Origin of the sequence: Sphingomonas flavalba (genome assembly GCF_047553045.1) — a bacterium.
GTDB classification, from domain to species: Bacteria; Pseudomonadota; Alphaproteobacteria; order Sphingomonadales; family Sphingomonadaceae; genus Sphingomonas_L; species Sphingomonas_L flavalba_A.
The window spans coordinates 2,121,218-2,145,897 of record NZ_CP180208.1 but is presented as its reverse complement, the minus strand read 5'-3'; the positions used below and the strand labels follow the sequence as shown (position 1 = coordinate 2,145,897).

General features: G+C 67.5%; 25 protein-coding genes and 1 pseudogene. 13 read left to right on the top strand and 13 right to left on the bottom strand.

All coding sequences use genetic code 11. The annotated features are described in order from the left end of the window. Nucleotides 1-57 precede the first annotated feature (57 nt). Nucleotides 58-1,785, bottom strand: coding sequence for a fatty acyl-AMP ligase (locus ACMT1E_RS10250; protein ID WP_414900068.1), 1,728 nt, complete (start codon nt 1,783-1,785; stop codon nt 58-60). Nucleotides 1,786-1,940: 155 nt separating this feature from the next. On the opposite strand from ACMT1E_RS10250, the gene ACMT1E_RS10245 reads away from it, so the two are divergent. The 5 genes and pseudogenes from ACMT1E_RS10245 to ACMT1E_RS10225 form a co-directional block, all read left to right on the top strand. Next, complete coding sequence (locus ACMT1E_RS10245; protein WP_414900067.1) at nt 1,941-2,504, top strand: RecX family transcriptional regulator; 564 nt, start codon at nt 1,941-1,943, stop codon at nt 2,502-2,504. A gap of 99 nt (nt 2,505-2,603) precedes the next feature. Then, on the top strand, nt 2,604-3,194 hold the full coding sequence (locus ACMT1E_RS10240) for a cold-shock protein (protein WP_414900066.1): 591 nt from the start codon (nt 2,604-2,606) through the stop codon (nt 3,192-3,194). Then, nucleotides 3,191-3,676 carry a DUF192 domain-containing protein gene (locus ACMT1E_RS10235; protein WP_414900065.1) on the top strand — a complete coding sequence of 162 codons (486 nt, stop codon included), beginning with the start codon at nt 3,191-3,193 and terminating at the stop codon, nt 3,674-3,676. The genes ACMT1E_RS10240 and ACMT1E_RS10235 overlap by 4 nt, the downstream gene beginning before the upstream one ends. A 90-nt stretch (nt 3,677-3,766) precedes the next feature. After that, a complete protein-coding gene (locus ACMT1E_RS10230) occupies nt 3,767-4,165 on the top strand; it encodes an NADH:ubiquinone oxidoreductase subunit NDUFA12 (RefSeq protein ID WP_414900063.1) in 399 nt (132 codons plus the stop codon). Continuing rightward, nucleotides 4,144-4,617 (top strand): annotated as a pseudogene (locus tag ACMT1E_RS10225) (DUF2155 domain-containing protein); the annotation flags it as partial. The gene ACMT1E_RS10230 and the pseudogene ACMT1E_RS10225, both read left to right, overlap by 22 nt. Nucleotides 4,618-4,652: 35 nt before the next feature. Here the strand turns inward: ACMT1E_RS10225 and aat are convergent. Together aat and ACMT1E_RS10215 are read right to left on the bottom strand one after the other, a co-directional pair. Next, on the bottom strand, nt 4,653-5,405 hold the full coding sequence (aat, locus tag ACMT1E_RS10220) for a leucyl/phenylalanyl-tRNA--protein transferase (protein WP_414900062.1): 753 nt from the start codon (nt 5,403-5,405) through the stop codon (nt 4,653-4,655). Nucleotides 5,406-5,410: 5 nt separating this feature from the next. Next, the gene (locus tag ACMT1E_RS10215) at nt 5,411-7,183 is read right to left on the bottom strand and encodes an ABC transporter transmembrane domain-containing protein (protein WP_414900061.1); all 1,773 of its coding nucleotides are present in this window, start codon (nt 7,181-7,183) and stop codon (nt 5,411-5,413) included. Between the two features lie 193 nt (nt 7,184-7,376). Here ACMT1E_RS10215 and ACMT1E_RS10210 point away from each other — a divergent pair, with 193 nt between their 5' ends. Next, nucleotides 7,377-8,594 (top strand): polyhydroxyalkanoate depolymerase, encoded by a 1,218-nt coding sequence (locus ACMT1E_RS10210; RefSeq protein ID WP_414900060.1) that lies wholly within the window; start codon nt 7,377-7,379, stop codon nt 8,592-8,594. A 67-nt stretch (nt 8,595-8,661) separates the two neighbouring features. Next, a complete protein-coding gene (locus ACMT1E_RS10205) occupies nt 8,662-9,591 on the top strand; it encodes a fatty acid desaturase (RefSeq protein ID WP_414900059.1) in 930 nt (309 codons plus the stop codon). A gap of 51 nt (nt 9,592-9,642) precedes the next feature. On the opposite strand, the gene ACMT1E_RS10200 is transcribed toward ACMT1E_RS10205, so the two are convergent. The 8 genes from ACMT1E_RS10200 to rpmH all read right to left on the bottom strand — a co-directional run bounded on the left by ACMT1E_RS10200 (nt 9,643) and on the right by rpmH (nt 15,246). Further along, nucleotides 9,643-10,821: an acetyl-CoA C-acyltransferase gene (locus ACMT1E_RS10200; protein ID WP_414900057.1), complete on the bottom strand. Its 1,179-nt coding sequence runs from the start codon at nt 10,819-10,821 to the stop codon at nt 9,643-9,645. A 19-nt stretch (nt 10,822-10,840) separates the two neighbouring features. Continuing rightward, nucleotides 10,841-11,299, bottom strand: a complete 459-nt coding sequence (locus tag ACMT1E_RS10195) for a MaoC family dehydratase (protein WP_414900056.1) — start codon at nt 11,297-11,299, stop codon at nt 10,841-10,843. A 191-nt stretch (nt 11,300-11,490) separates the two neighbouring features. Next, nucleotides 11,491-12,168 carry a glutathione S-transferase family protein gene (locus ACMT1E_RS10190; RefSeq protein WP_414900054.1) on the bottom strand — a complete coding sequence of 226 codons (678 nt, stop codon included), beginning with the start codon at nt 12,166-12,168 and terminating at the stop codon, nt 11,491-11,493. Between the two features lie 39 nt (nt 12,169-12,207). Further along, a complete protein-coding gene (gene yihA, locus ACMT1E_RS10185) occupies nt 12,208-12,837 on the bottom strand; it encodes a ribosome biogenesis GTP-binding protein YihA/YsxC (protein WP_414900052.1) in 630 nt (209 codons plus the stop codon). Then, the gene (yidC, locus tag ACMT1E_RS10180) at nt 12,834-14,561 is read right to left on the bottom strand and encodes a membrane protein insertase YidC (RefSeq protein ID WP_414900050.1); all 1,728 of its coding nucleotides are present in this window, start codon (nt 14,559-14,561) and stop codon (nt 12,834-12,836) included. The genes yihA and yidC overlap by 4 nt, the downstream gene beginning before the upstream one ends. 18 nt (nt 14,562-14,579) lie before the next feature. Then, a complete protein-coding gene (yidD, locus tag ACMT1E_RS10175; RefSeq protein ID WP_414900049.1) occupies nt 14,580-14,792 on the bottom strand; it encodes a membrane protein insertion efficiency factor YidD in 213 nt (70 codons plus the stop codon). Next, nucleotides 14,789-15,055: a ribonuclease P protein component gene (rnpA, locus tag ACMT1E_RS10170; RefSeq protein ID WP_414900048.1), complete on the bottom strand. Its 267-nt coding sequence runs from the start codon at nt 15,053-15,055 to the stop codon at nt 14,789-14,791. The genes yidD and rnpA overlap by 4 nt, the downstream gene beginning before the upstream one ends. Nucleotides 15,056-15,111: 56 nt before the next feature. Continuing rightward, nucleotides 15,112-15,246, bottom strand: coding sequence for a 50S ribosomal protein L34 (rpmH, locus tag ACMT1E_RS10165; protein ID WP_414900047.1), 135 nt, complete (start codon nt 15,244-15,246; stop codon nt 15,112-15,114). A gap of 283 nt (nt 15,247-15,529) precedes the next feature. Between rpmH and ACMT1E_RS10160 the strand changes: the two genes are divergently transcribed. From ACMT1E_RS10160 to ACMT1E_RS10140, 5 genes are all read left to right on the top strand, one after another. Further along, a complete protein-coding gene (locus tag ACMT1E_RS10160) occupies nt 15,530-17,038 on the top strand; it encodes a YifB family Mg chelatase-like AAA ATPase (protein ID WP_414900045.1) in 1,509 nt (502 codons plus the stop codon). 95 nt (nt 17,039-17,133) lie between these two features. Beyond that, nucleotides 17,134-17,778 carry a PepSY-associated TM helix domain-containing protein gene (locus ACMT1E_RS10155; protein ID WP_414900043.1) on the top strand — a complete coding sequence of 215 codons (645 nt, stop codon included), beginning with the start codon at nt 17,134-17,136 and terminating at the stop codon, nt 17,776-17,778. 21 nt (nt 17,779-17,799) lie between these two features. Next, nucleotides 17,800-18,330: a DUF2271 domain-containing protein gene (locus tag ACMT1E_RS10150; RefSeq protein WP_414900042.1), complete on the top strand. Its 531-nt coding sequence runs from the start codon at nt 17,800-17,802 to the stop codon at nt 18,328-18,330. A 15-nt stretch (nt 18,331-18,345) separates the two neighbouring features. Next, nucleotides 18,346-19,176, top strand: a complete 831-nt coding sequence (locus ACMT1E_RS10145; RefSeq protein WP_414900041.1) for a DUF4198 domain-containing protein — start codon at nt 18,346-18,348, stop codon at nt 19,174-19,176. Between the two features lie 110 nt (nt 19,177-19,286). After that, a complete protein-coding gene (locus ACMT1E_RS10140) occupies nt 19,287-20,171 on the top strand; it encodes an FAD:protein FMN transferase (RefSeq protein ID WP_414900040.1) in 885 nt (294 codons plus the stop codon). Between the two features lie 66 nt (nt 20,172-20,237). Here ACMT1E_RS10140 and ACMT1E_RS10135 read toward each other — a convergent pair whose 3' ends face one another. Both ACMT1E_RS10135 and ACMT1E_RS10130 read right to left on the bottom strand, forming a co-directional pair. Further along, the gene (locus ACMT1E_RS10135; protein WP_414900039.1) at nt 20,238-21,575 is read right to left on the bottom strand and encodes an ATP-binding protein; all 1,338 of its coding nucleotides are present in this window, start codon (nt 21,573-21,575) and stop codon (nt 20,238-20,240) included. After that, complete coding sequence (locus ACMT1E_RS10130) at nt 21,575-22,369, bottom strand: response regulator (protein ID WP_414900038.1); 795 nt, start codon at nt 22,367-22,369, stop codon at nt 21,575-21,577. The genes ACMT1E_RS10135 and ACMT1E_RS10130 overlap by 1 nt, the downstream gene beginning before the upstream one ends. Nucleotides 22,370-22,544: 175 nt before the next feature. Here ACMT1E_RS10130 and ACMT1E_RS10125 point away from each other — a divergent pair, with 175 nt between their 5' ends. Then, nucleotides 22,545-24,659 (top strand): TonB-dependent receptor domain-containing protein, encoded by a 2,115-nt coding sequence (locus ACMT1E_RS10125; RefSeq protein ID WP_414903387.1) that lies wholly within the window; start codon nt 22,545-22,547, stop codon nt 24,657-24,659. Nucleotides 24,660-24,680 lie beyond the last annotated feature (21 nt).

Sequence of the window (24,680 nt, the reverse complement as noted above, 5' to 3'; positions counted from 1 at the left end):
CGGTATAGCGGCGTTAGGTTAGCGATCGGTAAGCGAGGTCCGTTTCGGACGCATCTTTCAGGCGGCGAGGTCGTAGGGCTGGATTTCGCCGGACAGATACAGGTTGCGCGCTTTGGCCCGGCTCAGCTTGCCGGAACTGGTCCTCGGCAGGGTCCGCGGCGGCACCAGCTCGACGACGCAGTTCATGCCGGTGATCGCGCGAACCTTCTCGCGGATCTGGTCGCGCAGCCGCGCACGCTCGCTCTGATCGGAGGTGCGGCACTGGACCAGCACGGCCGGCGTTTCTTCCCCGCCCGGCGTGGTAATAGAGAAAGCCGCGATGTCGCCGGCCTTGAAACCGGGCAATTGCTCCACCGCCCACTCGATATCCTGAGGCCAGTGGTTGCGCCCGTTGACGATGATCATGTCCTTGGCGCGGCCGACGATATAGAGGTAACCGCCCGACATGTAGCCCATGTCGCCGGTGTCCAGCCAGCCGTCGACCAGGCAGGCGGCGGTCGCTTCGGGATCGCGGAAATAGCCGGCCATCACCGACGGCCCCTTGCACCACACCTTGCCAATCGCCTTGTCCGGAAGGGGGGTGCCGTCCTCCTCGCGGATCTCGATTGTCATGTCGCGTGCCGGTACGCCGCAATTGACGATCGCACGATAACGCTGCGGCCGGCCTGCGTCGCCGCTGGCGCCGGACAGCTGGGTTTCCTCGACCAGCTCGACGACGATACCTTCGCCCGGCGGCATGATCGAAACCGCCAGCGTCGCTTCCGCCAGGCCATAGCTGGGCAGGAACGCCTTCGCATCGAAACCGGCGTCGGCAAAGGCGTCGACGAAGGCCTGCATCACATCGGGGCGGATCATGTCGGCGCCGTTGCCCGCCACCCGCCAGCGCGACAGGTCGAACCGTTCCGCCGCCTTGGTCTGGCTCGACATGCGCCGCGCGCAGATGTCGTAGCCGAAGGTCGGCGAATAGCTGAGCGTCGTACCCGGATTGCGGCTGATCAGGTCAAGCCAGGCGAGTGGACGCCGCGCGAAATCCTCGGTCTTCAGGTAATCGGTCGACACCTGGTTGGCGACCGGCGACAGCATGCAGCCGACCAGGCCCATGTCGTGATACCAAGGCAGCCAGGATATGCAGCGGTCGCCGGAGGTGACCGCCATGCCGTGGGCGTGCGCCGCCAAATTGCTGAGCAGACCGGCATGGGTAACGGCAACGCCGTGCGGAAACCGGGTCGATCCGCTGGAATACTGGAGATAGGCGATGTCATCGGGGCGGGCCGGCGGCAAAAGTGCCTCTGGGCTTTCAAGCGCGGCAAAGGCTTCGAAGGTGATACCCATCACCCCGGCTTGCGTCGCGGCGTCGCTCGCCATCTGATCCAACTCGGCCGGATAGAGCAGCAGCGCCGGATCACAACTGCCAAGCTGCGTCCTGAGCTGGTCGACGTAGGCAGCCGCCCCGCCGAACGATGTCGGCAGCGGCAACGGCACGGGCCATGCCCCGGCATAGACGGCGCCGAAGAACAGTGCCGCGAAATCTGCCCCGGTCTCGGCGATCAGCGCGATCCGGTCGCCCGGCCCGATGCCGTGGGCGATCAGGCGGAACGCTGCCGCGCGCGCGTCATGGCGCAGCATCGCGAACGGATAGGGATGGATCAGGGCGCCGCGGGCGTCGTGGAAATTGAAGCCGCGCTCGCCACGCGCCGCATAGTCGAGGGCGTCGCCCAGCGTCGCGAAATCGGCGAAGCGCCGCGGCAGGCCATCGTCCGACGGCGTTGGAAGCATGGTGGTCATGATGTTCTGGTGCGATCCCACTATGGTTCTGGTCTCAAGCGCGTCCAGCACCGCCTGTCCCTTCTCCTTATCGTCGGGCGGCGCCTGAGCAAGTGAGCACCGCGCGTCGACATGTGTTTCCGGACCATACGCTAACGCAAAGGTGACGTTTAAATATGGACGCGACTGTGGCACAATCGTGGCGCATGCGTCCACGTCCCGGCCATTCCACGGCGCCGCCGCTCGACGACGACTCGCTCTCGCGCCTGGCGCTAGGATATGTCGGACGTTACGCGACGACGCGCGCGCGCCTTGCCGCCTATCTGGAGCGCAAGCTGACGCAGCGCGGCTGGGCGGGAGAGGGGGATCCGCCGGTTGCGGCGCTCGTCGCGCGTTTCGCCGATCTCGGCTATGTCGACGACCTCGCTTACGCCAATGCGCGGGCCATGGCCTTGCAAAGGCGGGGTTATGGCGAGCGGCGGATCAGCGTGGCGCTGCGTGTCGCCGGCATCGCGGATGCCGACCGGGTATCGGTGGAAGACTCGGCAAAAGCAGGGGGCTGGGCGGCGGCGTTGGCGTTTGCCCGGCGGCGGCGATTCGGCCCGTTCGCGCCGAGGCCGCCCGATCGTGCCGCGCGGCAGCGTGCGATCGCCGCGATGCTGCGGGCGGGGCATCCGTTTGAATTTGTAATACGAATTGTTGAATGGCCGTTCGGAACTGTCCCTGATGAGGACGGTTGAGTCGCTTCCGAAATCATTATTTCGAATTTACTAACCACCCGTGCTAAGGTCATAACGCTAGGCGTTGGGGGGACCAGCGTGGGTGATAGTCAGACTGCCGTGTCATTGTTTATGGAAAATGACCAGCCCGACGGGGGGGCTTCGGTCGACCGCGATGATGTTGTCGGAGCGGAGGCTGAAGAGCCGCTCGACCATTACAGTGGTGTCGTCAAATGGTTCGACGCCACGCGGGGCTTCGGCTTCATGGTCGCCGACGATGGATCGGGCGACATATTGATCCATTTTTCCGTGTTGCGCGACCATGGTCGTCGCAGCCTGCCGGAAGGGGCGCGGGCGGAATGCCTGGCTGTCCGCCGCGATCGCGGCCTGCAGGCGCGCGAAGTCGTGTCGTTCGACCTTAGTACCGCCACCGGGCCGGATCAGGATCTGGCGCCACCGCGCGACCGGATCGATCCGTCGACGCTGGTCGAACAGGCCGGGCCGCCGGAAGCGGTGCGCGTCAAATGGTTCAATCGCCTGAAGGGCTATGGCTTTCTGATGCGCGACGATGGTTCCGCCGATATCTTCGTGCATATGGAAACCCTGCGCCGCGCCGGCTTTGCCGAGGTCGTGCCGGATCAGCCCCTTATCGCGCGGGTTGCCCCCGGACGGAAGGGGCCGCTCGCCGTCATCGTCGAACAGATACGATGATCCCTGCGACGGCGCGTGCCGTCGCCATGCTGCTGGTGCCGCTGGTGCTGGCGGGGTGCGACCGCCCGCAGGCGACGGACACGACGGTGGCGCCGGCGGCGGATTCGTTGACGGTAACGACCGCCGCCGGCACCGCCCGGCGCTTTTCCGTCGAAATTGCCCGTACTCCTGACGAGCAGGCGCGCGGGCTTATGTTTCGCACCACCTTGCCGGCTGACCATGGCATGCTGTTCCCGATGGCCCCGCCGCGTCCGGCCAGTTTCTGGATGAAGGACACGCCGCTTTCCCTCGACATCATCTTCATCCGCCCGGATCGCACGATCGCGGCGATAGCGGCGGACACGGTGCCCTATTCGCTGGAACCGCTCGAATCGGGCGAGCCGGTCGCGGCGGTGCTGGAGATCGGCGGCGGGCGCGCCGCCGCGCTCGGCATTGCGGCGGGCGATCGGGTCGACTGGAATACGGGCGCCGTCGCGCACTGACCGGATGACAGCGGCGCTGCCGGGCGCTAGAGCCACGGGCAACGAGAAGCGGCGGCGATGGTGCCGCGACATAGTTGAGACGGCGTGAGCATGGCTATCCTCAAATCGATCTTCACCTGGTGGGACGGCGCCACTATCGGCACGGCTTGGTTCACCGCCCGTGCCGGCCGCAAGGTGGGTGAGGATGCGCTCGGCAATGTCTATTACGAGGCGAAGAAGGCGGTCGATGGCCGCTGCCGCCGCTGGGTGATCTACAACGGCGCCAACGACGCCAGCCGCGTGCCGCCGGAATGGCACGGCTGGCTGCACGGTTCGCTCGATGCTTTGCCGGACCAGGCCTTGCCGCCGGTGCGCGCCTGGCAGCGGCCGCCTGAACCGAACTGGACCGGAACGCCACAGGCCTATCGCCCGGCCGGCGCGCTCGAGGCTGGCGGCCGGCGCGCGGCGGCGACCGGCGATTACGAGGCATGGAGCCCCGACCAGGCATGAAGCGGGCGCTCGCCGGCGCGGGCATGGTGCTGCTGGCCGGCATTGCCGCCTGGCACGGCGCCGGCGCGCTCCAGGCGGAAAATGCCGCTGAGCCGGTGTCGACAGCGGCAGCCCCCGAACCAGAGCCGGCCGCCACGCCGTCCGATGTGGTCGAAGACGAAGCTCCGGCGATGCAGGCCGCGCCGCCGCGCGACGTGGCGCCGCGCACCGAAACGCCGATGAACCAGCGCGTCGCGGTTATCGGCCTGCTCAATAAGCGCAACGGTTTGTGGCGCGATCTGACGATGAAGCCGGGGCAGGCGGTGCGGGTCGGCGACGTTATCGTCAGGCTCCGTGCCTGCGAGACGACGGCACCATGGGAAACGCAGAAGCTGACCGGGGCCTTCGTCCAGCTTGACGTGGCTGGCGCCGACGACAAGTGGCGGCGGGTGTTCTCCGGCTGGCTTTACAAGGAATCGCCGTCGCTCAACGTCGTCGAGCATCCGATCTATGATGTCTGGCCCAAAAGCTGCACGATGACACATCCGGCGATGGGGCCGGGGACGACGGTGCCGTCGGCCGGATCTGCAGGCGGCGCGAAAAGCGTGTCGAGTACGCCGAACCCGACCCCTTCGCCCGACGCGACGCCGTCGCCGGCACCTTTGCCCGCGCCGGCCGCCACGCCGACGCCAAGGGCATCCGCCAGCCCGGCAACATAGGCGTCGCGCGGAATCTCAACCGCGCCAAGCGAGGCCAGATGGTCGGTGATGAACTGGCAATCCAGCAGCGTATAACCCCCGACGCGGAGCCGGGCGACGAGATGGGCAATCGCGACCTTCGATGCGTCGCGCGCCCGGCTGAACATGCTTTCGCCGAAAAACGCGCGGCCCAGGCTGATGCCATACAGGCCGCCGACCAGAGTATCGTCCCGCCAGCACTCGATCGAATGGGCATGACCGGCGGCGTGAAGGGCGATGCACGCTTGTTCGATTCGCGCATTGATCCACGTGCCGGGGCGGTCCTCCGTCATTTCCGCGCAGGCGGCTATGACGTCGGGGAAGGCGCGGTCCGCGGTCACGGTGAAACGATCGGACCGGATCGTCTTCGCCAGAGAGCGGGACAGGTGAAAGCCGTCGAGAGGCAACACGCCCCGCATCCGCGGTTCGACCCAGTAGACGTCATCGACATCGCGCGCGTCGGCCATCGGGAACACGCCCATCGCATAGGCGCGCAGTAAAAGGCTCGGGTCGATCGCCGGCACGGGGCCTAGGCCGCCAGTCCTTCGAACTGCAGCCGGGCGAGGCGGGCGTACAGCCCGTTGGCGGCGGACAGGCTGTCGTGATTGCCCTGTTCGGCGATACGGCCGTCGGCCATCACCACGATCCGGTCGGCGGCACGTACCGTCGCCAGCCGATGGGCGACGACCACTGTCGTCCGATTGGCCATCAACCGCTCAAGCGCGGTCTGAACCAACCGCTCGCTTTCCGCATCGAGCGCCGATGTCGCCTCGTCGAGTAGCAGGATTGGCGAATCACGCAGGATAGCGCGGGCGATCGCCAGCCGCTGGCGCTGACCGCCGGACAGGCGGGCGCCACCTTCGCCCATGAACGTGTCCAGCCCCTCCGGCAGGGCGCGCAGGAAGCCGGCGGCGTTGGCCGCCTCCGCCGCTGCCCACAGCGCGTCGTCATCGGCTTCCCACCGGCCATAGCGCAGATTGTCGCGCGCCGATGCGGCGAAGATCACGGTTTCCTGCGGCACCATCGCAATGCGCGCACGGATCGCCGCCGGATCGGCATCCGGGAGGGCGATGCCGTCGAGCCGGACCGTCCCCTGCTGCGGATCGTAGAAGCGTTGGGCAAGCTGGAACAATGTCGACTTGCCGGCGCCGGACGGGCCGACCACCGCCACCGTTTCGCCCGGCGCCACCGCCAGACTGAAATCGTCGAGCGCGGCGACATCGGGCCGGGTTGGGTAATGAAAGGTGACATGATCAAAGGTGAGATGGCCGCGTGGCGGCTCCGGCAACGCCATCGGAGTGGCAGGTGCGCGGATTTCCGGCATTTCAGCCAGTAATTCGCCCAGCCTTCCAGCCGCGCCTGCACCGCGCAGCAGGTCGCCGTATACCTCGGTCAGTGCGCCGAACGCCCCGGCAACCAACCCACCTGTCAGCACGAAAGCGGCAATGTCGCCACTGGAAATACGGCCTAGCGCCACGTCCAGCGCGCCTTGCCACATCACCATCGTGATCGAACCGAAAATCAATGCGATAACGACTGCGGTCATCGCGGCGCGAATCACGATCCGCCGCCGCGCTGTGCCGAACGCCCGATCCACCGCGATCCCAAAACGCGCGCGTTCCCGCTTCTCCTGACCGAATGCCTGGACGATCTTCATCGCACCCAGCGTTTCAGCCACGATCGCGCCGACTTCCGCTACTCGGTCCTGGCTCTGGCGGGAAATCGCGGTCAGCCGTCGCCCGATCAGCACGATCGGCAGCACGACCAGGGGAATGCCGAGCAACAACATCGCCGCCAGCTTTGGCGCCAGCATGAACAGGTAGACGATGCCGCCGATCCCCATCACGATATTGCGCAGTGCAACGGAAATCGTGGTTCCGACCACCTGTTCGATCACGGAGGTGTCGGCGGTCATCCGCGACGCGATCTCGGACGGGCGGTTTTCCTCGAAATAGCGGGGCGCGAGGCGGAGCAGGTTGGTCTGCACCGCCTTGCGGATATCGGCGACGACGCGTTCGCCCAGCCAGGATACGAAATAGAAACGCAATGCGGTCGCGATCGCCAGGACGACGACGATCATCAGCAGGTAGCGGAAATAGGGCGCGATATTGCCGCCATGCACAACGAAGCCGTTGTCGATGATCCGCTTGAATCCACTGGGGATCGCGAGGGTGGCCGCAGCCGCGACCAGCAGCGCGAGCGCCGCGCCGGTTATATGTCCCGGATAGCGGGCGGCATGGGCCCAGATCATTCTGAGATTGCCGAGCTTGCGCTCGCCGGCACCGTTGGGTTCGTCGGCCATGCCGCCCTCTAGCAGGGGGGCGGGCGTCCCTCAATGCGCAGAGTCTCCGTCCACACCGCGTTGTCGCCAGGCGTAGGCAATACCGACTCAAAGCGGGACGGGCCGGTTGCGCTGGCATGTTGCAACGCGGTGATAAATGCGCGTAGGTTTCCTGCTTGCGCCCCAGGGTCGGGGGCGCGGGTGGGGATTGTGAATGCTCTATAGTGCCTATGAAATGCAGCGCTCGCTTCTGGCTGGGGCAAGCGCGATGGCCAATGCCGGTGTTGAGCTACTCGCCAATCCCGCAAACCCGATGGCGTATTTCGGTGGAGGGCCGGTCATCGCGTCGGCGCTGGAAGTGTTTGCCCACGCCGCGGCGCCACGCGGCAAGCCGGAGTTCGGGCTGACCGACACGACAGTCGACGGTAAGCGGGTTGCCGTACAGGAAGAGATCGCGCTGCGCTTGCCGTTCGGCCAGTTAAAGCATTTCCGGCGCGAAGGTGTGGAAGGGCAGCCGCGGCTGCTGATCGTTGCACCGATGTCCGGCCACTACGCGACCTTGCTGCGTGGCACCGTCGAGCGGATGCTGCCCGGGCACGACGTTTACATCACCGACTGGCGGGATGCGCGGCAGGTTCCGCTCACCGAGGGGCGCTTCGATCTTGACGACTATATCGACTATATCGTCGCCTTTCTCGAGCATCTTGGCCCCGGTGCGCACATGTTGGCGGTCTGCCAGCCGTCCGTGCCCTGCTATGCCGCCGCGGCGTTGATGTCGGCGGCGGGCCATCCGTGCCGGCCGAAAACGCTGACCATGATGGGTGGGCCGATCGATACGCGCGAGGCGCCGACAGCGGTCAACACGCTGGCGACGGAGCGGCCGCGTGCCTGGTTCGAACAGAATGTCATCGTGACGGTGCCGTTCAATCACCCCGGCGCCGGGCGGCGGGTTTATCCGGGTTTTCTTCAACTCGCCGGATTCATGTCGATGAACCTGGGCAGCCACCTGATGAGCCATTGGGAGATGTTCAAGCACCTTGTCGCCGGTGATGGCGAAGGGGCGGAGGCGGCCAAGGATTTCTACGACGAGTATCGCTCCGTCTGCGACATGACCGCGGAATTCTACTTGCAAACCGTCGACATGGTGTTTCAGCGCCACGCCCTTCCGCTTGGTACCTTGACCCACCGTGGTACGACGGTCGACCCGTCCGCCATCACAGACATTGCACTGCTTGCGGTCGAGGGCGAGCGCGACGACATATCCGGCGTTGGCCAGACGAAGGCGGCGCTGACGCTGGCGACACGCCTGCCGGCTGCGGCCAAGAAGTATCACCTGGCGAAAGGTGTCGGCCATTACGGCATCTTCAACGGCAGCCGGTGGCGCCAGCAGATCGCGCCGGTGCTGGAAGGGTGGATCGCCGCTCACGCCTGACGCCCCACTTTGGATTCGGCTGCCAAACTGCTATGGACTCGGCTGAAATCCACGATCGGGGTGGTTAATGACGGAGAATAGCATCGCAGCCGAGCGGGCTGCGGCGAAGGCGTTGTCGCCGGACGTGGCGTGGCCCACGATCGTCTATGCCTTCGCCCTTCCGATGGTGCACCTGGCGATCATCGCCGCTGCGCTGAGCGGGCGGATCGGCCTGTGGATGGCGACCCCGATCCTGGGGTTCACCGCCTATATGCATTATACCATCGTGCACGAAGCGCTGCACCGCAACCTGATGCGGCGGTCGCGAGCGTTCGATCCGATCAACAACGCGCTCGGCTGGGTCGGCTCGGTGGCGATCGGCACGACCTGGCCGCTGCTCCAGCGCACCCATCTGGCCCACCATGCCCATACCAACACGGCGCGCGACCCCGATATTTTCCTGAAGGGCAGCTATCTGCGGTTGCTGCTGATCTGGGTGGTTTCGATCATCGCCAATCTGATCCCGATCCCGGTCGTCAAATGGGTGTTCGACCGCATCGGTTTCGACACCGGCTATCTCGACACTCGCGATATCATGACCGAGCGGGAATGGCGGGTGCACATTGCCGCCCATACCGGCCTGTGCCTGTTCGTCTGGGCGATGGTGGCGATCGGCTATGGCGAAGTCGTGTTCGCGCTATTCGTCATTCCCGCCGCGCTCGGCCGGCTGATGCTGGGTACGTTCCAGCAGTGGCTGCCGCATACGCCGTTCGTGGAGGGCAATCGGTATCTTCAGGCGCGGATCATGAAGGTGCCGCTGGTCGGACCGCTGCTTTACATGGGCCACGATGTCCATCTGGTTCACCATCTGTGGCCCAGCGTGCCATTCTATCACTATGGCCGCTTCTTCCGGGAAATCGAGCCGATCCTGCGAGCGAAGGGCACCCGGTTCGAAGGGCTGGTACCGCAACAGTCGGCGGCGCCGGATGTGCCGCCTGTGACCGAGCGCCGGACCTAGCCCGATCCCGGGCCGTGGCGGACACGGCCCGGGATCAGCGCAGTTTCGGCGTTACAGAACCTCGAACAGCCCGGCCGCGCCCATACCGCCGCCGATGCACATCGTCACAACGACATATTTCGCGCCGCGCCGCTTGCCTTCGATCAGCGCGTGGCCGGTCATCCGGGCGCCGGACATGCCGTAGGGGTGGCCGATCGAGATCGCGCCGCCGCTGACGTTCAGCAATTCGTCGGGGATGCCGAGCGTGTCGCGGCAATAGAGCACCTGCACCGCGAACGCTTCGTTCAGTTCCCACAGACCGATATCGTCCATCTTCAGGTTGAAGCGCTTGAGCAGCTTCGGGATTGCGAAGACCGGTCCGATGCCCATTTCGTCCGGCTCGGTGCCGGCGACCGCCATGCCGACATAGCGGCCGAGCGGAGCAAGGCCGCGCTTCTCCGCGACCTTCGCCTCCATCAGCACCGCCGCTGACGAGCCGTCGGAGAGCTGGCTGGCGTTGCCGGCGGTGATGTTCATGCCCGGCCCGAGCACCGGGTTGAGCGCGGCAAGCCCTTCCAGCGTCGTTTCGGGGCGGTTGCCTTCGTCCTTCGCCAGCGTGACTTCCTTATAGGTGATCGCGCCGGTCGCCTTGTCGGTCACCGCCATCGTCGCCGTGGTCGGTACGATCTCCGCATCGAAGCGGCCGGCGGCCTGGGCGGCGGCGGTGCGCTGCTGCGACTGGAGGGCGTAGGCGTCCTGCGCTTCACGGCTGATGTTGTAGCGCTTGGCGACGGTCTCGGCGGTGCCGAGCATCGGCATGTAGATGTCCTTGTGCATCGCGACCAGTTCGGGGTCGGGGGCGACGCGCATCTCCTTGGTCTGGACCAGCGAGATCGATTCCAGACCGCCGCCGACGCAGATGTCCATGTTGTCGACGATGATCTGCTTGGCGGCGGTGGCGATCGCCATCAGGCCGGACGAGCATTGCCGGTCGAGCGACATGCCGGACACTGTCACCGGCAGGCCGGCGCGGAGCAGGGCGGTGCGGGCGACGTTGGTCGCCTGCGATCCCTGCTGGAGGGCGGCACCGAAGCAGACGTCGTCGACCTCGGCACCGTCGATGCCGGCGCGTTCGACCGCGGCGCGGATCGCGTGGGCGCCGAGGGTGGGGGCGGGGGTGTTGTTGAACGCCCCGCGATAGGCGCGGCCGATCGGCGTGCGGGCGGTGGATACGATGACGGCGTCGCGCATGGTCTTTGCTCCTAGGTTATCAGGTGAAGAACAGCATGATCCACTCGGAAACCAAGGCGGGTTTTTCCTCCCCCTCTATTTCCAACACATATTCGATCGTCTGCTGGTAACGGCCGGGCTGCTTTTCGTCGAAAGCGAGCAGGCGGAAATGGGCACGGACACGCTTGTTGGAGCGCACCGGGGTCAGGAACCGCGTCTTGTCGCCGCCGTAATTGACACCGATGCGGATGCCGGCCGGACGCGGCATGTCGGTGGTTTCGTAGAGGGCGGACATCAGCGACAGCGACAGGAAGCCGTGGGCGATGGTCCCGCCGAATGGCGTTGCCGCGGCGCGTTCGGGGTCGACATGGATGAACTGATGGTCGCCGGTCGCGTCGGCGAAGCGATCGATCATGTCCTGACTGACCGTCAGCCAGTCGGAGGTGCCGAGCGGTTGTCCGATCAGGTCCCGGTAGGCGTCGATCGCGACGGTCGGCACGTTTTCCCCCTTCGCTCCATACCGATGCCGCCGGGCACCGGACGGCGCCTGTTTGGCCGTCCGTGCCGCCCGAGACAAGCGAGGCGGCCAAAACCGCCGATTCCGCGACGTCCGTTTTCGATGGCGGCACAAGGCGCTGGCGCTGCCTCCACCGAAAAAGCAGCGAATCGATTCGAAAAGGGGAGGCCCGGTCAGGCGGCCGGCTGCTCGTATTTCTCGATGACCCAGGGTTCGTCCTGCGCGGCGACGATCCATTCCTGCATCCAGGGATGGTTGAGCACCGCCTCCATATAAGCCTGGGCGAAGCGGGGGACCGGGATCGAATAGGTGACGAAGCGGGTGACAACCGGCGCGAACATGATGTCGGCGGCATTGAACGTGCCGAACAGGAACGGCCCGCCGCCGCCGTAGCGCGAGCGTGCCTCCGCCCACAGGCTGACGACGCGGGTGATGTCCGCCGTCGCCTCCGTAGTGAGCTGGGCGGGCGGATAGTGGCGGCGCACGTTCATGCCGTGTTCGCGGCGCAGGGCGGCGAAGCCGGAATGCATTTCCGCCGCCATCGACCGCGCCATTGCGCGGGCGGCGGCGTCTTTCGGCCAGAAACGGTCCTGACCGACGCTGTCGGCCAGCCAGTCGACGATCGCCAGCGAATCCCAGACGACGGTGTCGCCGTCCCACAGAATCGGCACCTTGCCCTGGCTGGGCGCGAATTCGTCGCCGGCGCGACGCCTGTCCCATTCGGCATCGAACAGCGGCACGGTGATTTCCTCGAACGGCAGGCCGGACTGCTTGACCGCGAGCCAGCCGCGCAGCGACCAGCTGCTATATGCCTTGTTGCCGATGATGAGCTTGAGCACCGCCGCCTCCATTCGTGGAGGGCGTTGGGTAAGGGCTGGCACGGTGCCTGTCTAGGCGATCGCCTCCGCGACGGCGGCGCGCAGTTCGGCGATGCCCTGGCCGGTTTCGCTGGAGGTGGCGAGGATGTCGGGATAGGCGGCGGGGTGGGTGCGGGCCTCTGCCGCGACGGCGGCGGCGGTCGCGGCCAGTTCGGTCGGCTTGATCTTGTCCGTCTTGGTCAGCACCAGCCGGTAACCGACGGCGGCGGCGTCGAGCATCGCCATCAGTTCGCGGTCGACGTCCTTCAGGCCGTGGCGGCTGTCCACCAGCACCAGCGTGCGTTTCAGTACGGCGCGGCCGCGCAGGAAATCGCCGATCAGCCCGCGCCAGCGGCGGACGACATCCTTCGGCGCCTTCGCGAAGCCGTAGCCCGGCATGTCGACCAGCCGCAGCGCCAGCGGATCGCCGACATCGAAGAAGTTCAGTTCCTGCGTCCGCCCCGGCGTGTTCGAGGTGCGGGCGATCGCCTTGCGCCCGGTCAGCGCGTTGAGCAGCGACGACTTGCCGACGTTGGACCGGCCGGCGAACGCCACTTCCGGCACTGCCGGGTCGGGCAGGAATTTGAGGCCGGGCGCCGATTTCAGGAAAGTGACCGGGCCGGCGAACAGGCGCCGGCCGGCCTCTGCCTGATCGTCGGTCATTTCTTGCCTTCGGCGGCGAGCAGCGCGGGATGCCTGCTGTACAGCCATTTCTGCTGGAGGATGGTCAGCGTGTTGGACATCACCCAGTAGAGCTGAAGCCCGGCGGCGAACGGCGCCATGACGAACATCAGAATCCACGGCATAAAGCCGAACACCTTTTTCTGGACATCGTCCATCGGCGCGGGGTTCAGGCGGAATTGCAGCCACATGGTGATGCCGAGCAGGATCGGCAGCACGCCGATGCCGAGCGACGGCGGCGGGGTGAACGGCAACAGGCCGAACAGGTTGACCGGGGTCAGCGGATCAGGCGCCGACAGGTCCTTGATCCACAGCACGAACGGCTGGTGGCGCATCTCGATGGTCAGCATCAGCACCTTGTAGAGCGCGTAGAACACCGGGATTTGCAGGAAGGTCGGCAGGCAGCCGGCAAGCGGATTGACCTTTTCCGCCTTGTAGAGCGCCATCATTTCCTGTTGCAGCTTCGGCTTGTCGTCCTTGTAGCGTTCCTGCAGCGCCTTCATCTTCGGCTGGACGGCGCGCATTGCCGCCATGGAGGCAAACTGTTTCTGCGCGATCGGGAACATCAGGCCGCGCACGACGACGGTCAGGCCGAGGATGGCGACGCCGAAATTGCCGAACAGTTTGAACAGCCAGTCGAGCAGGTAGAAGATCGGCAGTTCGAACCAGTAGAACCAGCCCCAGTCGATCGACAGGTCGAGCTGGTAGGCACCTTCCTTTTCGTAACGCTGGAGCAGGTGGACGTCCTTTGCCCCGGCGAAGAATTTGCTGCTGGTGGTCAACGCCTTGCCCGGTGCGAGCAGCGTCGGCCGGGCCGGGTTGAACACCGCGTTATATTCGCCGGGCGTGCGGGCGAACAGCGCCGCGTCGACCGTGGCGGCCTGATCCGGGATCAGCGCGGTCAGCCAGTATTTGTCGCCGAAGCCGAGCCAGCCCTTGTCGATCTGGAAGCGTGTGCCCTGGGCGCCGCCTTCGTCGAGCGTCGAATAATCGATGTTGAAATGATCCTTGCCCGCCCAGAAGCCGACCGGGCCGGTGTGGATCGTCCAGCTGCTCTTGTCGTTCGGGTCGGGGGATTCGCCGTAGCGGGCGATCAATGAATAGGGGCGCGCCGCGATTGTCCCCGCGCCGGTGTTCGCCACCGTCTGGCGGACGGAGAACATGTAGTCCGCGTCGACGGTCAGCTGGATGACGAAGGTCTGGCCGGCGCCGTTGTCCCAGCGCAGGGTCAGCGGCTTGCCGGGCACCATCGCGTCGGCATCGGCGGTCCAGACGGTATCCGGCCCCGGCAGTGCGACATTTTCGCCGGTCCAGCCGAAGCTGGCGAAATAGGCGTGGGCGGCGCCGGCCGGCGACAGCAGGCGAACCGGCGGCGAATCCTTGTCCAGCGCCTGACGGTGGCGTTTCAGCACCAGATCGTCGATGCGCGCGCCCTTCAGGTTGATCGAGCCGGCGAGGTTCGGCGTGTCGATACGGATGCGCGGCCCTTCCGCCAGCACAGCCGCGCGGTCGCGCAGCGCACTGGGCGCGGTGGCGGCGGGCGTCGTTGCGTCGACGGCGCCCGGCTGCTGGCCGGCGGGCGCCGTGGTGGTGGCCGTCGGCGCCGGCTTCGGCGCCGGGAAATAGCGTTCCGAAACCATGCTCCAGCCGAACAGCACAAGTGCGGACAGCACGATCGCCAGGATCATGTTGCGCATATTATCCACCGAATACTCCCGCTTTGGTCATGGCACCGGGTCGTAGCCCGATCCGCCCCAGGGGTGACAGCGCGCGATCCGCCGGAACGCGAGCCAGCCGCCCTTCACCGCGCCATAGCGGCGAAGCGCCTCGATTGCATAGGCCGAACAGGACGGCGCGTAGCGACAACTGGGCGGCAGCACCACCGACGGCCCCCATTGCCACAGCCGGACCAGGCCGATGCACAGCCGCGCGATCATCCGCCGGCCTTGCGAAGCGCCTTGCGCAATTCGTCGCGCAGCCGGGCGAAATCGCGTTCGATGCCGCCGGCCCGGCCGATCAGCACGTGATCCGCCCCGGCGACCCCCGCTTCCGGCAGGATGTCGCGCACGAGCGCACGCAGGCGACGCTTCATCCGGTTGCGGACGACGGCGCCGCCGATCTTCCTGGTTACGGTGTAGCCGATTCGCATCGTCGGGTCGCCGTCGTGACGGTCCCTGACGAGCAGGACGAAACCGGGCATCGGCGCCCGGCGCCCGGAATTGGCCGCGAGGAAATCCGCGCGGGCCGTAAGCGTCGTCAGGCCGACAGCACCTTGCGACCGCGGGCGCGGCGCGCCGCCAGCACCTTGCGGCCGCCCGGCGTCGCCTTGCGGGCGCGGAACCCGTGCCGCCGGGCGCGAACCAGCTTGCTCGGCTGAAAAGTGCGCTTCATCGCTCATTCCCTAGAATTCGAACAAAAAGGGCCACCGAGACGGCGGCCGTGTCGAGGCGGGCGGATAGGCAAAAGCGCCGCGCGAGTCAATCGCCGGAAGGCGCCGGAGACGGCGCGGCGGGGGGATTGTGGCGTGTGGCGCGGGCGCGGCGGGGGTGGGCGGTGGCGGGGCGAGGCAGCGGGCCGGGCCGATAGCCGCTTTGCAAACGGGGGGCGTGCCGTGAATTGGCGGCTCGACTTTGGCGCCGGCGGAGGCGTAAGGCATTGCGTAACAGGGGGGATTATGGTCGCGCATGTCGGTACGGTGGCGTTCATCGGGCTGGAGGCGCGCGGCGTCGAGGTGCAGGTCCAGTTAACGCCGGGGGTGCCGGCCTTTGTCGTCGTCGGCCTGCCGGACAAGGCGGTCGCCGAAAGCCGGGAGCGGGTGCGCGGAGCGATCGCCGCGCTCGGCCTTGCCCTTCCGCCCAAGCGGATCACCGTCAACCTCTCCCCCGCCGACCTGCCCAAGGAGGGGTCGCATTACGACCTGCCGATCGCGCTGGCGCTGCTGGGCGCGATGGGGGTCGTCGATGCCGAGACGCTGGCGCGGTATGTGGTGATCGGCGAGCTGGGGCTGGACGCGCGGATCGCGCCGATCACCGGCGTGCTGCTCGCCGCGCTGTTCGCAGCCGAAGGGGAGCGGGGACTGGTCTGCCCGGCGGCGCAGGGGGCGGAGGCGGCCTGGGCCGGCGCGATCGAGGTGGTGGCGGCGCCGGACCTGCTGACGCTGCTCAACCATTTCAAGGGATCGGCGGTGCTGGCGCCGCCCGCGCCGGGCGAAGCGGAACCGCCGGGCGCCGGCCCCGACCTGCGCCAGGTGAAGGGGCAGGAGACGGCGAAGCGGGCGCTGGAGATCGCGGCGGCGGGCGGCCACAATCTGCTGTTCGTCGGGCCGCCGGGGGCGGGAAAGTCGCTGATGGCGGCGTGCCTGCCGGGGATATTGCCGGAGCTGACCGCCGCCGAGGCGCTGGAAGTGTCTATGGTCGCGAGCGTCGCCGGGCTGCTGGAGGGCGGGCGGCTGTCCCGCACCCGGCCGTTCCGCGCGCCGCACCATTCCGCGTCGATGGCGGCGCTGACCGGCGGCGGGCTGAAGGTGCGGCCGGGCGAGGTCAGCCTGGCCCATCTTGGCGTGCTGTTCCTTGACGAATTGCCGGAGTTCCAGCGCGCGGTGCTCGATTCGCTGCGCCAGCCGCTGGAGACCGGCACGGTCAGCATCGCGCGGGCCAATGCCCATGTTACCTTTCCGGCAAGGGTGCAGCTGATCGCCGCGATGAACCCGTGCCGGTGCGGCCATCTGGGCGACGCGGCGCTGGCCTGCGCCCGCGCGCCGCGCTGTGCCGCCGATTATCAGGCGAAGGTGTCCGGCCCGCTGCTCGACCGGATCGACATGCATGTCGAGGTGCAGGCGGTTAGCGCCGCCGATCTGGTGCTGCCGCCGCCGGCGGAAGGATCCGCCGAGGTGGCGGCGCGGGTCGCGGCGGCGCGGGCGGCGCAGACCGCGCGTTACGAAGGGCAGGCGGCGCGGACCAACGCCGAGGCGGACGGTGCGGTGCTGGAAGCGGCGGCGACGCCGGACGCGGCAGGCCGCGCGCTGCTCGCCCAGGCGGCGGAGGCGATGCGGCTGTCGGCGCGCGGCTATGTGCGGGTGCTCAGGGTGGCGCGGACGATCGCCGATCTGGCGGGGGGCGGCGGGGTCGGGCGGATGCACGTGGCGGAGGCGCTTAGTTATCGCCGCCAGCCGCCGCGGAATTGAGGGTGTGCGAGCCGTGGCTGAACACACGTATTGGAAATGATAATCAATCTCGATATGTCGCGCTATTCGTGAAATAGAGGATATGCGTGGCGCCGATGCCCCGAACGAATCCTGCCAGCCTTGCCCCCAAGCGGGGGCGCAAGGCGTTCTGGCTCAAACAGATTCATACCTGGCACTGGATGAGTTCCGCCATCAGCCTGATCGGGCTGGTGCTGTTCACCATCACCGGTTTTACCCTGAACCATGCCGCCGAGATCGAGGCCAGTCCGGTGACGGTCGAGAAGACCGGCCAGCTGCCGCAGGCGCTGTTGCCGCTGATCGCGCCGGACGACCGGGGCGACGAGAAGAAGCCGCTGCCGCCGGCGCTGGCGCAGTGGGTCGGCGACACATTCGCGGTCAGGACCGGCGGCAATGCCGAATGGTCGGCCGACGAAGTGTATCTGGCGCTGCCCCGGCCCGGCGGCGACGGCTGGGTCGCGATCGACCGCGCGACCGGCGAGGCGACCAGCGAAACGACCAGCCGCGGCTGGATTTCCTATCTGAACGACCTGCACAAGGGCCGCAACGCCGGCCCCGCGTGGAAATGGTTCATCGACATTTTCGCCTTCGCCTGCCTGGTGTTCGCGCTGACCGGGCTGTTCCTGCTTCAACTGCATGCCGCCAAGCGGCGCAGCACCTGGCCGCTGGTCGGGTTCGGCCTGATTATACCGGCGGCGGTCGCCATTATTTTCATCCACTGAGGACACTGAGGACATCGCGTGATGCAGCTTTCCCACCGTGTAATCCTGGCCGGATCGGCGATCGGCATGCCGGTCCTGTTCGCGGCGCCGGCAGCGGCGCAGACGATGGACGTCACCGTGACGATCCCGCAGTTGAAGGTCGCCGAATACCACCGGCCCTATGTCGCCTTCTGGCTGGAGAAGGCCGGTTCGCCGGCCAGGACGATCGCCGTCTGGTACGATTTCGACATGAAGGACAATGAGGGCACCAAATGGCTGCGCGACGTGCGGCAATGGTGGCGGGTGTCCGGCCGTGGCATGAAATTTCCCGCCGACGGCGTCACCGGCGCGACGCGGGCGCCCGGCACCCACAAGATCAGCTTCACCGCCGGAAAAGGCGCGCTCGGCGCGCTGGCGGCCGGCGATTATACGTTGGTCGTCGAGGCGTCGCGGGAAGTCGGCGGCCGCGAACTGCTTCGCCTGCCCTTTTCCTGGCCGCCCAAGCCGGGCCAGACCGCGCGTGCCGCCGGGACCACGGAACTGGGCGCGGTCACCATCGCGTTTCGGCGCTAATCGGGGAGTATCGACATGAAGATCCGTATCGCACGCAGCCTCACCACCCTGGCCCTGTCGGCCGTCCTCGCCGCGACGATGGCCAGCCCGGCGGCCGCGCACCGACAGTGGATGCTGCCGTCGGCCACCGTCCTGTCCGGCGATGACGTCTGGGTCAATGTCGACGCGGCCGTGTCCAACGACCTGTTCTATTTCGAGCATCAGCCGATGCGGCTGAACAACGTCAAGGCGCTGGCGCCGGACGGCACCGAGGCGAAGATCGAGAATGCGCTGACCGCGCGCTATCGCAGCACGTTCGACGTTCACCTGACCCGGAAGGGCACCTACAAGATCGCGTCGGTGGCCGAGGGCCTGATGGGCAGTTACGACCTGAACGGCAAGACCGAGCGGCTGCCGCGCGGCACCACGCCCGCCACTTTGGCGCAGGCAGTTCCGGCCGGGGCGACCAACGTCAAGACGACGACGACCAGCAGCCGCAACGAGATTTTCGTGACGGTGGGCGAGCCGACGACGGCGGCGCTGGCGCCGACCAACAACGGCCTGGAACTGGTGCCGGTGACTCATCCGAACGACCTGATCGCCGGCGAACCGGCGACCTTCCAGTTCCTGCTCGACGGCAAGCCGGCGGCGAACCTGCCGGTCACTGTCATTCCCGGCGGCATCCGTTATCGCGACCAGCTGAACCAGATCGACCTGAAGACCGGCACCGATGGCAAGGTGACGATCACCTGGCCGACGGCGGGGATGTACTGGCTGAACGTGACGACCAGCCGGGGCATGGACCCGGCCGCTGCGCCCGGCCGCGTCGCCAGCTATGTCGCGACGCTTGAGGTGCTGGCGCCCTGAACCGGCAGCACCGGCAGCCGCCGCGCATCCTGATCCCGCCGGCGCTGTCCCCCGCCGCCTTCGCCCTGCGCGACGCGGCGGGGACGATTGCCGCGCTGGCCGGGCGGACGATGGGGACAAGCTGGTCGGTGCGGGCGGTTTCGCCACCGCCGGGGCTGGCGGCGGCGGTCCAGCGGATACTGGACGCCGTCGTCGCCGAAATGAGCCCGTGGGAGCCGGGGTCAGACATCAGCCGGTTCAACCGCAGCCCGGTCGGCGCGTGGCAATCCCTGCCGCCCGCATTCGTCACCGTATTGCAGGCGGCGCTGGCGGTGGCGGCGCGCAGCGGCGGCGCGTTCGACCCGGCGATCGGCGCGCTGGTCGACCAATGGGGCTTTGGCCCGAAACCGGGCAGCGGCGCGCCGCCGGATGACGCGGCGATCGCGGCGGCGCTGGCCGATGCGGGGCATGCCCGGATCGAACTGGACGCGCCCTGCCTGCGGGCGCGGCGAACGCGGCCGGCCGAACTGGATTTTTCGGGTATCGCCAAGGGCTATGCCGTCGACCGGGTTGCCGAGCATCTGCTGGCGCAGGGCGTGGTGCATTTTCTGGTCGAGGTCGGCGGCGAATTGCGTGGCGCCGGGGTAAAGCCCGACGGCCAGCCCTGGTGGGTCGACCTGGAAATGCCGCCCGACAATGATTTCGCCCCGACGCGCGTCGCCCTGCACGACATCGCGGTGGCGACTTCGGGCGACTACCGGCGCTGGTTCGCCCATGGCGGCCAGCGTTACGCCCACAGCATCGACCCGCGCACCGGCCGCCCGCTGGCCAACGGCGTGCATTCGGTGACCGTGCTGCACCCGCAGTGCATGCTGGCCGACGCCTGGGCGACGGCGCTGACCGTGCTGGGGCCGGCCGAAGGGCTGGCGCTGGCCGAGGCGGAAGGGCTGGCCGTGCTGATCCAGTCCGACGCGGGCGAGGCGATGTCGGCCGGGTTTTGGGCGATGATGGAATAAGCGGCCGCGCCGGGGGCGCCGCTCGTGCCGTGGATTGCTTCGCCGCGCTCGCAATGACGAGAGGCGCTATTTCGCCGTCGCTTCGCCCTGGCGGGGCAGGCGCAGGGTCACCGACAGGCCGCCCAGCGCGCTTTCACCGAGCAGCAGGGTGCCCGACAGGGTGGAGACCGCCTTGCTGGCGATCGCCAGGCCGAGGCCGGCGCCGCCGCTGTCGTGGCGACGGGCCTGTTCGAGCCGGCGGAACGGCAGCAGCACTTCGTCGCGCCGCGCCGGGGGGATGCCGGGGCCGTCGTCCTCGACCACGAGCAGGATCGCCGTCGCATCGGCGGACAGCCGGACCCGGACAGTGGCGGCGTGTTCGACGGCGTTGTCGACGATGTTGGCGAGCGCGCGTTTCAGCGCCAGCGGGCGCAGGATCGCGGGCAGCGCGTCCGGCCCGTGATAGGTGATCGCCGCGCCGGCGTCCGCCGCGTCGTCGACCGCGGTCATCGCGATCGCGGCAACGTCGACCAGCCGTGCCGCCTCCGCGCCGTCGCCGCGCATGAAGCTGACGATCGACCCGACGAATTTCTCCAGTTCGGCGAGGTCGCGGTCGATCGCGTCGCGCGCTTCGCTGTCCGCCAGCAGCGCCGCGCGCAGCCGCAGCCGCTGGATCGGCGTGCGCAGATCGTGCGACACCGCGACCAGCGCCTGGGTATGTTCCGCCATGATGTTCAGCAGCCGGGCCTGCATGGCGGCAAAGGCGATGGCGACGCGGCGCACCTCCCGCGGGCCTTCGATGACCACCGTCGGCTGGCTACCCTGCCCGGTGGCGTCGGCGAGGGCGGCCAGCGTGCGCAGCGGGCGGACCAGCGCGCGGACGAGGAGCAGGCCCATGCCGAGCACCGCCGCGATCAGCAGCAGGTGGAGCGCGAGGACCAGCGCGAAACTGGGCGGGGCGTTCAGGAAGGGGGTGACGCGGAAGGTGACGAAGCTGCCGTCGGCAAGGCGAAGCGCGCCGATCAGGTCGCGCTTGCCGCTGGTGGCGGACGCGATCAGCACCAGCCGGATGTCGCGGCCGGCCAGCGCCGGGGCCATGCCGACCAGCCGCTGCTTCACCTGGCGCAGCCGGGTATGGGCCGCGCTTGAATCGGCGATGACCGTGGCCGGAACCCAGTTGAGCACCAGCCCGTCGAGCGAGAGGTCTCCCGCGACGCGCGCGCGGCGTTCCGCCCGAACATCCGCCACCACCCGTTCGGCGACGACGATCTGACCAGCGATGCGGCGGGTGCGTTCGGCCGACAGCAGTTCCTTTTCCTGCCACAGGTTGATTAGCGAATTGCCGATGAATTCGGCGGTCACCGCCGCGACCAGGATCAGTACGATCCGGCCGGCCATTCCGGCGGGGAGCGACAGGCGCGGCATCAGCGGGCCTCTACGTCCACCGCCATCATGTAGCCGACGCCGCGAATGGTGCGGATCATCGGCCGCCCACCCCGGCGGCCGTCACCCATTTTCCGGCGCAGGCGACTGATCAGCACGTCGATGCTGCGGTCCGACGCATGGCTGAGCCGGCTGCGCGCCAGTTCGAGCAGCCTTTCCCGGCCGATCATCCGCTGCGGGTGGCGCAGCAGGGTGAGCAGCAGTTCGTGTTCCGCGCCGGTCAGTTCCACTTCCGCGCCCGACGGGGCCAGCAGTTCGCGCTGGCGCGGGCGGTAGTGCCAGCCGCCGAAGGCGAAATGTTCCGGCGCGGGCAGGTCGAGCGGCAGGTGGAGATCGCCGGTCCGCCGCAGCACTGCGCGGATGCGGGCCAGAACTTCCGGGCGGCCGAACGGCTTGGCGATGTAATCGTCGGCGCCGATGTCGAGGCCGGCGACGCGATCCGCCTCGTCGCCGCGCGCGCTGATCATGATGATCGGTACCTTGCTGCGTGCCCGGATCGCGCGGCACAGCGACAGCCCGTCCACGCCGGGCATCATGATGTCGAGCAGGACCAGCGCGATCGTGCGTTCGACCATGATCCGTTCGAGCTCCGCCGCGTTTTCGGCGCCGCTCGCGTCATAACCGGATTCGCGCAGAATCCGCGAAAGAAGGGTGCGGATCGCCGGATCGTCGTCGACGATGACGATGTGGTCGGGATGCTGCCACCCCGGCCGCAATGCCGGAGCGGGGGGAAGCGCCGACGCTGATCCGCCGGCCGGCCCGATCGATTGTGACAAAGTGTTGCTCCCCGCGCGCGATGTGCCGTTCCCGGTCGACTTCCAGCACGACGATGGCTAGGCGCCGCGTCGTTCTGTTGTTGCTAATTAGTCTCAATATCTAGGGGGTTCAATGTCGGATCTTTCCGTAGCGTTTCGTCGGGCTTTGGCGTGTGGTGCAAGCCTTGCCGTGGCAATGATTTATGCGGCGCCGGGCCTTGCCGCCGAGGCCGCCGAGTCCGACGCCGCCGCGCCGGAGATCGTTGTCACCGCCGCCGGTTTCGAGCAGAAGGTGGAGCAGGCGCCGGCGTCGATCAGCGTCATCGCGCGCGAGGAGATCGAGACGATCCGCGCGGTGTCGATCACCGAGATCCTCGCCAATATCGAGGGCGTCGACGTTGGCGAATCCGTCGGCAAGTCCGGCGGTTCCACGATCAACATCCGCGGCATGGGATCGGACCAGACGCTAATCCTGATCGACGGCCGCCGCCAGAACACCGCCGGCAGCGTGACGCCGAACGGATTCGGTGAAACGGCGACGAGCTTCCTGCCCCCGGTTTCGGCGATCGAGCGGGTCGAGGTTGTGCGCGGGCCGGTGGCCACGCTTTACGGTTCCGACGCGATGGGCGGTGTCGTCAACATCATCACCCGCAAGGTCGGCGACCGCTGGGGCGGTTCCGCCACCGGGCATTACACGGTGCAGGGCGACGGCGATTTCGGCGCGATCTATGGCGGCAACCTTTACCTGAACGGACCGGTGGTGACCGATCTGCTGGGAGTTGCGCTGCGCGGCAGCTATTCGAAGCGCGAGCAGTCGAAACTGCAATATCTGAACCTGGCGGGCACGCCGGTGCCGGTCACTGGTTTCGGCCCCAGCCCGACGCGCAACAAGATCTGGTCGGCCGGTGGCCGGTTGAGCCTGACCCCGCATGTCGACCACGACCTGTGGCTGGACGTCGAGCTGGCCGACCAGTGGTACGATAATTCCAGTGCCCAGATGGGCACCAACACCGTCGCCGGCGGCTATGCCGACGCGCTGGAGTTCAAGCGGCAGCAATATGTGCTGGCGCACAACTGGCGTCTGCCGTTCGGCACGCTGGAGACGACGCTGTCGCGCAACGAGACCGAGACGATGGGCCGGCTGATCCCGGCGCTGGTGCCGGTCAAGGGCGGGTTGCCGCGCACGCTGGAAAGCGTCAGCACCATCCTCGACACCAAATTATCGTCGCGGGTCGCCAACCACACCTTCACGATCGGCGGCCAGTACTGGGACGCGAAGATGGTCGACGGGGTGGCCAGCGCGCCGTTCACCTTCGAGCAGTGGGCGGTGTTCGCCGAGGACGAATGGCGGATTGCCGAGACGTTCGCGCTGACCGTCGGCGGGCGGTACGATCACCATTCCACCTTCGGCAGCCATTTCAGCCCGCGCGGCTACCTGGTGTGGAACGCGAGCGACAACTGGACGCTGAAAGGCGGGGTGAGCAGCGGCTATAAGGCGCCGCGGCTGGAGCAGCTTGCCCCCGGCATCAACGGGTTCGGCAGCCAGGGGCGCCTGCCGCTGATCGGCACGCCGACGTTGACGCCGGAAACCAGCGTCGCGACCGAGCTGGCGGTCTATTACGACAACCGCGATAATTTCCGCGCCAACCTGACGTTCTTCCGCAACGATTTCGACGACAAGATCTCGTCGAGCGATGACCCGGTCGACAATTGCGCCTTCGGGGTGAGCCAGGCCGACTATCTTGCCGGAAACTATTCCAAGACCGGTTGCGTCGATGTCGGATTCTACCCGACGACGGCAACGTTCGGGCAGTCGGTCAACATCGACAAGGCGCGGACCGAGGGGGTTGAGTTCAGTTTCCGCTGGCGGCCGGTGCCGGCGGTGACCCTGTCGGGCAATTACACCTATACCGACAGCGAGCAGAAGAGCGGCCCGTCGAAGGGCAGGCCGCTGTCGAACACGCCCAAGCACATGGTAAACGGGCAACTGCGCTGGGCGGTCAGCGAGCCGTTCAGCCTGTGGCTGCGCGGTGAATACCGTACCCGCCGTTACCGGACGCCGGACAGCGGATCGGCCAATGCCAAGGCGCTGTACGGCGACTACCGGGCGTACAGCGTGTTCCACCTGGGCGGGGCGTACCAGATCGGTCAGGCGGTGACGATCAGCGCGACGGTCTACAACCTGTTCAACCGCAATTTCGTCGATTACCAGCCGGCGACGGCGAGCAACGGCAGCGCGACTTTCGTCAACCGGTACATCAACAACCAGGAACCGCGCCGGCTGTGGTTGTCGGCGAAGGTCGACTTCTAGCCTTCGGCCTGTTCGAGCGGG